The sequence below is a fragment of the Maribacter sp. UBA3344 genome (assembly GCF_002362375.1).
GTDB classification, from domain to species: domain Bacteria; phylum Bacteroidota; class Bacteroidia; order Flavobacteriales; family Flavobacteriaceae; genus Maribacter; species Maribacter dokdonensis.
Genome location: NZ_DERI01000028.1, coordinates 179,012 through 186,317, shown reverse-complemented (window position 1 = coordinate 186,317; position 7,306 = coordinate 179,012). Strand labels below are relative to the sequence as shown.

Here is a 7,306-nt window from a genome sequence, read left to right as displayed (position 1 = left end):
GTCAACCTATTTCAGGACGACTCAATCATAATGAAATGGAAATTAGTTCTTTTGATCTCCTACATTGAATTGAACCGATTTCAATATCGCCTCTAACTCGAACATATAATCTCTTTTCTTAGTAGCCGGTGCAAAAACAAAGCCTTCCAAGACCAACTTACGGTTGTTCTCCTTATCATTTATAATATAGGTCAAAAATGGTCCTGCCATAGGGTAGGCAGACATTTCCCAGATTCCCCTTACCTCTGCTGCCTTTTTACCAGAAACCTCAGCAGGAAAGACATATGGGGAAAAAGCCTTCTCCGTTATCATGTGGTTCTTTTTACCGGGTACATCTTCCCCGCCAATATAAAGACCGCCTATTGAATCTCTCATCTTAACAATGTCTTGAACAAAGGTAGAATCGTTCTTAAAGCTGTCCCAAGGCATGGTATACGCAATAATATTCATGTTCCCTTTTTGAATTTGGCGATCGATCCATACAAAATTATCCTCTTCTCTACCTACTCTATAAATGGAAGGAATTTTCATTGAAATATTAAACTTATCTTCAAGAGCCTTTTCCTTATTCAATGATTTCTCAAAACGTTTTTGAGCCTTACCAATTTCCAAAGCTTTATATTCCGCTATAAATTCTTTTGCCGTTTTATTGATATTCTCAATAAGCTCTTCTTTATTATGCCCCTTAATAACACCTACCTTTTGCGGTTTGGCATACATGTTAGATTTCATGTGGGCAATGTTCAGAGTGTCTTCCATAACATATAATACAGAACTCGTATTACGTATTGCGCCACTAAATATCTGTTGGGGAATTTGGGTTACGCTAAAAAGCGCCTCGTCCCATGTTAAGCCCTGTGCCGCTGCCGTATAATTTTCTCGTATGGCATCGCCTACGTTACTATTCCACAAATCATTATCAATTACAACCGTAAGCGTATTCATGGCACCTACAGATTCTGGTAAATAATCTGCCTTGCCTTCTTCTTTACAAGCTATTGATAATCCTAAAGTTGCTAAAAAACAAAGTAATATTCTTTTTTTCATTTGGTGTTTTAATTTACGATGAACAGTCGCACAGTTTTAATTTTGTGCCAGGTTTTAAATTGTTACCACTAATACCGTTCCATTTTCGCAAATTTTCAATAGTAACCCCAGGATATTTTCTAGAAATGGTCCATAATGAGTCTCCACTTCTTACTTCATGAATTTTTGAATTGTTGGCAACCGCAGTTCTAGTAGGGGTTTCCCTAGGTTTAACAGATGAAGTAGGTTTTTTTCGTGGGTAAATGGTCAATCTTTGGCCTATGCGTAAATTATTACTTCGCAAACCGTTCCATTGCTTTAGTTGACTTACACGTACACCATAACGTTCTGCTATTTTACCAAGAAAATCGCCATCTCTTACTCGATATCGAATACTGTTCTGTTCTGCTTGTTTTTGAATCTCAGCAACAATGCTCTCTTTCTCTTTAAGTTCATTTTTTACATGGGCATAAATTGCTTCTTCATTAGCAACAAACTTTCCCATTTCTCGTACGGGCAACCTCAATGCGTTAGGTTTTCCTTCTACGAAAGGAATAACATCTAATTTGTAATGCGGGTTAAGTATTTTTAATTCCTCCTTGTCAATAGCTGCCAATTCAGAAATTTGATCAAATGTTATTAGGCTTTTAACATGAACAGTATCTGTTTCAAAATAGGCACGATCCACTTTTTTAGATCTTAGACCATGTTCCTCGGCATATTCAAATATATACATGGTAGCTTGAAAAGCAGGAACATACCCCGCCGTTTCACGTGGTAGATTTCTTCGAATATTCCAATAATTTCGTTGTCCGCCACTTCTACGAATAGCTTTGTTTACGTTTCCTGGACCAGAGTTATACGCTGCTAAAGCCAAATCCCAATCATCATAAATTCTATGCAATCTATTAAGATAATTGGCGGCAGCTGCGGTAGACTTAATAGGATCGCTACGTTCATCAACATAACTATTGATATTAAGCTTCATTTCTTTACCGGTACCGTACATAAACTGCCACAATCCCGTTGCCCCTACCCTAGAACGTGCTTTGGGGTTCAATGCAGATTCTACGATTGACAAATACTTCATCTCCAATGGAATATTTTTATTGTCAAATTCCTGTTCAAATAAAGGAAAGTAAAATTGGCTAATGGTAAGCATGCGTTCCATTAAATCTCTTTTTCTGGTAAGAAAAGATTTTATTACGCTTTCCAATGATGAGTTATATTCAATGTTGAACGGTGTTCTTTCGTTCATTCTAGCCAACCGCATCCTTAAAGTATCGGTAGGTAGGTCCAAAACAAAAGTCGTTGTTGTATCTGGTTCCGTTAGTACCTCTTGGTACATTTCGTTGAAAAGTGGTGCGGCATCTACAAGCTCTTTCATCCAAAGACTATCAAACTTTGCAGCAAGTGCATTGTCTTGAAGGTTATAGGTGGATGATTCCGTTGGCTTAAACAATGCCAAGGACTCTGTATTGGAGCTTTTAACTATTTTCAGTTGCTCTAATGGTACTACACTATCTGTAGAATCTTGAGCTACAATTAAATTACTTTGTAAAGAGTCTTGTACCGTAGTGCCGGTCTCTTTTTGTTGGGCAGCACCTATAATAGGAAACAGTGCCAATCCAAAACAAAAACAATTATAGGTTATTTTATTCATCATGGGGCAAAAATATCTTAACGGAACAAACGAAAATCGTACATTTTTTACTGAGAATAAAATATATTCTCTTAAAATGCACAAATTTTCGTTATATACCGTTTGTCGATAACGCCCTGACTACGCTAATATTGCAGCGATCCCTGGCAAGGTTTTACCTTCTAAACTTTCTAACATTGCCCCTCCGCCTGTTGATACATAGCTAACTTTGTCCTCAAAGCCAAATTGTTTAACGGCAGCAACTGAATCTCCACCACCTACTAACGAGAATGTTCCCGCTTTTGTAGCTTCAGCAATATAATTACCAACTGCAATGGTACCACCGGCAAATTTCTCCATTTCAAACACACCGATCGGTCCGTTCCAAAGAATGGTTTTAGAATTTAAAATGACGTTTTTAAATATCTCTAAGGTTTTAGGTCCGGCATCTAAACCTTGCCAACCATCAGGAATTTTGTCTACATCCACTATTTGGGTGTTTGCATTTGCATCAAAATCATCGGCAGCAAGCACATCTACAGGAATATGGACGTTTACATTTTTCTGTTTTGCTTTTTCAAGAATTTCCATTGCAAGATCCATTTTATCGTCCTCGCAAATAGAATCTCCAACTTTACCACCTTGAGCCTTAATGAAGGTATAAGTCATACCCCCACCGATAATTAAATCATCTACTTTATCTAAAATGTTTTCTATAATCGTAATCTTAGAAGATACTTTTGCACCACCAAGAATAGCTAATACAGGTTTTTCACCAGTAGCCATAACTTTCTCAATAGCATCTATTTCCTTTGCCAACAAATAGCCAAAACATTTAGCTTCTGGGAAAAATTTAGCAACAATTGTAGTTGATGCATGAGCACGGTGCGCAGTACCAAAAGCATCATTGACATAAATATCACCAAGTTTGGAAAGTTTTTCAGCAAAACCTTCATCACCTTTTTCCTCTTCGTTATAGTATCTTAAGTTTTCTAATAAAAGTACTTCTCCGTTCTTTAATTCCGCAACGGCTTTTTCAGCTTCATCACCAACACAGTCACTAACAAATTTAACGGCAACACCAATAATTTCAGATACTGCATCTACAATATGGCTCAATGATAAATCTGGATTGCGTTCTCCTTTTGGTCTACCTAAATGGCTCATAAGAACGGCACTACCACCATCTTCCAACACTTTTATAATTGTAGGTTTTGCAGCCTCAATTCTATTGGTGTCGGTTACTTCAAAGTTTTCGTTAAGTGGTACATTGAAATCTACCCTTATTAACGCCTTTTTATCTTCAAAATTAAAGTCATTTAATACTTTCATCTATTTATCCTTTTGTTAGTTAACAAATGTAAAGATTAAAAGGTTTGTGATAAAGTGCTAATAAGGATAATTTACACTCAATACCCTTAAATTTGTTGTGCTATAAACAACTATATTTGAATCTATGTTATTCAAAGAAATTTTAGGGCTTTCCCATATCAAAAATCATCTGTCTTCAAGTGCAGATGCTGGTAGAATACCCCATGCGCAACTATTTGTGGGTCCAGAAGGCTGCGGACTGTTGCCTATGGCTTTGGCTTACGCCCAATATATAATATGTCAAAACTCCAATGGCGAAAACAATGGTGGTAATGAAGCGTGTAATCTAAAATTTAAATCATTTGCCCACCCAGATGTACATTTTGCTTTTCCGGTCTCCAATTCTAACAAAGTAAAATCACATGCAGTGAGCAACCACTATATGAAAGAGTGGCGTGAATTTATCATGGAGCAGCCTTATGGCAATTTATTCGATTGGTACAGACATATAGAAATTGAAAAAAAACAAGGGCAAATAGGAGTAGACGAAGCTCAGGACATTGTTAAAAAGCTTTCTTTAAAATCATACGAAGGAGGCTACAAAGTCATGATCATTTGGATGGCAGAAAAGATGAACACCGCCGCATCCAACAAATTATTGAAACTTTTTGAAGAGCCGCCAGAAAAAACTATTTTCTTGTTACTTTGCGAAGATGAGGAACAGATCATACAGACCATTAAATCTAGATGTCAAGTAGTACATTTTCCTCCTTTAGCAGAAGATGCCATTGCTACGGCATTAGTTGAAAAGGGAGCCAATAAACCAGAAGCTATGCTTTTGGCACATGAGGCGAATGGAAATTTCAACAAGGCCCTAGATCTTTTAAATAAAGATTCTGAAGATCTGGTTTTTGAAAATTGGTTTGTACAATGGGTTAGAACTGCGTTTAAGGCAAAAGGTAATAAAGCCGCAATTCATGATCTTTTATTGTGGAGTGAAGAAGTAGCGAAAACAGGTAGGGAAACACAGAAAAACTTTTTAAGTTATTGCATTACTGTTATGCGGCAAGCCCTAATGATCAACTATGGTGCAGAAGAACTAGCTTATTTAAGAATACATGCAGAAGGGTTTCAATTGAATAAATTTGCTCCCTTTGTTCACGAGAATAATATTCTTGACATTACCAAAGAATTGGAAGATGCCATTTACCATGTGGAGCGTAACGGTAACTCAAAAATTATATTTACCGATCTATCTATTAAGCTTACACGGTTACTTCACAAAAAAAAGACCGAACTTAAATAAACCTAAATGGAGATATTAATGAACAACGCTACAGAAGTTTTATTGCTATTATTTTTAATCATTACCTTTTTACAAAGTGGTTTTGATAAAATTACCGATTGGAACGGAAATGTTTCATGGCTTAAAGAGCATTTTTCTAAAACCCCGTTTAAAAATAGTGTTCCTCTGCTGGTTGGGATAATTTTGGTTACAGAAGTTATTGCAGGACTTTTATGCGTTATTGGCATTTACCAAATTTTGAGTTCTGGTAATACCACTTTTGCAATGTATGGCGCAGTATTATCAAGTATAACACTTTTAATGTTGCTATTTGGGCAACGTGTGGCCAAGGATTACGAAGGAGCTAAAACTATTGCCGTTTATTTTATACCTACAATATTATTGGTGTTTTTGCTACAATCTTAACGAAGTATAGCCTATAAAAAAGGTTCATTTATTAAAAAAGTAAAACCCTCCAAGTTGGAGGGTTTTTTTGAGGCATCGAGCGGATTCGAACCGCTGTACAAGCTTTTGCAGAGCTCTGCCTAGCCACTCGGCCACGATGCCCTTTTTTAGCGAGAGCAAAAATAAACAATTTATACCAATCTAAGCTGCATTCACAACCAAGAAATTGTAGTAAATTATAATATTTAAGGTGGATGATTCTAGTTTACCAATTGACCACGTTGCAAATTCAATGATACGGTTACCTTTTCTACATCTCCGTTAATGGGCGGATTGATCTTGGAAACAGATACCATTGCAGTGTCTACGGTAGGCAATTCAATAAAAATTCTATCAATGATTCTTTTGGCAACATGCTCCAACAATTTTGATGGTATTGCCATTTCTTGCTTTACAATTCTGTTGATATGAACATAGTCTACCGTGTCCTTTAATTCATCGGTGACCGAAGCTTTTAATAAATTCGTATCTACGGAAACGTTGACCAAATAATCACTGCCAATATTGGTTTCTTGTGGCAAGCACCCATGATGGGCGTATGCTTTTATATTCTCTAATTGTACTTTACCCATTACTTATATTCTGGAGTACAAATTTAATGAATCTCCCTGTAGCTTTAGTACGTACAACGACAATTACTGATCCCTTGAAATAAATCTACCCCTAAGGTGATTACGTGTGTACCTGAACTATAGCCAAGAAGTTCGTTTAAAATTACCTGATAAGAATACCCGAAGTAAAAATTACTCTTCTTTAAACCTGCAATAGGAGCTATGTAAAGAGGGTTTCCTATTTGATCGTTCAAGAAACGATAGTTCACCCCAGCATAGAAGTAATCTTCAAAATCATAAAACCTGAACTTTAAGTTTAGATCTGTAACCGATCTACCATCACTCTCAAATAACTGAAACAATACAGAAGGCTCTACTTCTACTTTACTAGTTCTTTTCTTCATATATCTATATCCGGTATAGATATAGTAGTTTCTTAATCTATTAGGCTCATATAATTCATTAAAATTACTTAGATCCTTATCTAAAATGTTTGATGCGTTGGCACTGAAATAAAACTTATCGTACCTATACAATACACCAATGTCAAAGTTATGATTGGTGGTAGCCTTATCTCCAACATACGCCGGGTCCGCAATTAAATCTGGATTAGAATTGTCTATTCTAAATTGATTGTAGTTGTAAGACAATCCAAAAGATAAAAACTCATCATCATAACGATCTAAAGTCAAATGGTGTGCAAATGATAATCTTGCACCCTGTTGTTTGGTTTCACCATTACTATCATTATACAAGACCATACCAATACCCGATTTTTCTCCTATTCGCATATCTGCTGCAAGAGATTGGGTATCTGGCGCATCTTTAATACCTACCCATTGGGTAAGACCATTCAATCTTATTTTAACATGGTCACCGATACCTGCGTAAGTTGGGGACATTACAAAGGGGTTATCGGCAAGATATTGAGATAATTGAGGTATAGTAAGCTCTTGCCCTCTTGCGGTGAGCACGCTTATAAATAATACCAGTGTCAATAGACTGTTCCGCATCATCATTTTTAGG

General features: G+C 36.5%; 7 protein-coding genes and 1 tRNA gene. 2 read left to right on the top strand and 6 right to left on the bottom strand.

The features are described 5' to 3' along the window. Nucleotides 1–42 precede the first annotated feature (42 nt). From B2Z27_RS17400 to B2Z27_RS17390, 3 genes are all read right to left on the bottom strand, one after another. Nucleotides 43–1,047 carry a DUF4837 family protein gene (locus B2Z27_RS17400; protein ID WP_058104569.1) on the bottom strand — a complete coding sequence of 335 codons (1,005 nt, stop codon included), beginning with the start codon at nucleotides 1,045–1,047 and terminating at the stop codon, nucleotides 43–45. Nucleotides 1,048–1,060: 13 nt separating this feature from the next. Further along, nucleotides 1,061–2,692, bottom strand: coding sequence for a LysM peptidoglycan-binding domain-containing protein (locus B2Z27_RS17395; RefSeq protein ID WP_286814626.1), 1,632 nt, complete (start codon nucleotides 2,690–2,692; stop codon nucleotides 1,061–1,063). A gap of 117 nt (nucleotides 2,693–2,809) precedes the next feature. After that, the gene (locus B2Z27_RS17390; RefSeq protein ID WP_091607953.1) at nucleotides 2,810–4,000 is read right to left on the bottom strand and encodes a phosphoglycerate kinase; all 1,191 of its coding nucleotides are present in this window, start codon (nucleotides 3,998–4,000) and stop codon (nucleotides 2,810–2,812) included. A gap of 124 nt (nucleotides 4,001–4,124) precedes the next feature. On the opposite strand from B2Z27_RS17390, the gene B2Z27_RS17385 reads away from it, so the two are divergent. Both B2Z27_RS17385 and B2Z27_RS17380 read left to right on the top strand, forming a co-directional pair. Beyond that, nucleotides 4,125–5,285, top strand: a complete 1,161-nt coding sequence (locus tag B2Z27_RS17385) for an ATP-binding protein (protein ID WP_286814625.1) — start codon at nucleotides 4,125–4,127, stop codon at nucleotides 5,283–5,285. Between the two features lie 6 nt (nucleotides 5,286–5,291). After that, entirely contained in the window at nucleotides 5,292–5,690 is a 399-nt protein-coding gene (locus tag B2Z27_RS17380) for a DoxX family membrane protein (RefSeq protein ID WP_091607958.1), read from the top strand. 70 nt (nucleotides 5,691–5,760) lie between these two features. On the opposite strand, the gene B2Z27_RS17375 is transcribed toward B2Z27_RS17380, so the two are convergent. The 3 genes from B2Z27_RS17375 to B2Z27_RS17365 all read right to left on the bottom strand — a co-directional run bounded on the left by B2Z27_RS17375 (nucleotide 5,761) and on the right by B2Z27_RS17365 (nucleotide 7,293). Beyond that, nucleotides 5,761–5,831, bottom strand: a tRNA-Cys gene (locus tag B2Z27_RS17375). Between the two features lie 98 nt (nucleotides 5,832–5,929). Continuing rightward, complete coding sequence (gene folB, locus B2Z27_RS17370; RefSeq protein WP_058104573.1) at nucleotides 5,930–6,301, bottom strand: dihydroneopterin aldolase; 372 nt, start codon at nucleotides 6,299–6,301, stop codon at nucleotides 5,930–5,932. Nucleotides 6,302–6,345: 44 nt separating this feature from the next. Continuing rightward, nucleotides 6,346–7,293 (bottom strand): PorP/SprF family type IX secretion system membrane protein, encoded by a 948-nt coding sequence (locus tag B2Z27_RS17365; protein WP_058105114.1) that lies wholly within the window; start codon nucleotides 7,291–7,293, stop codon nucleotides 6,346–6,348. Nucleotides 7,294–7,306 lie beyond the last annotated feature (13 nt).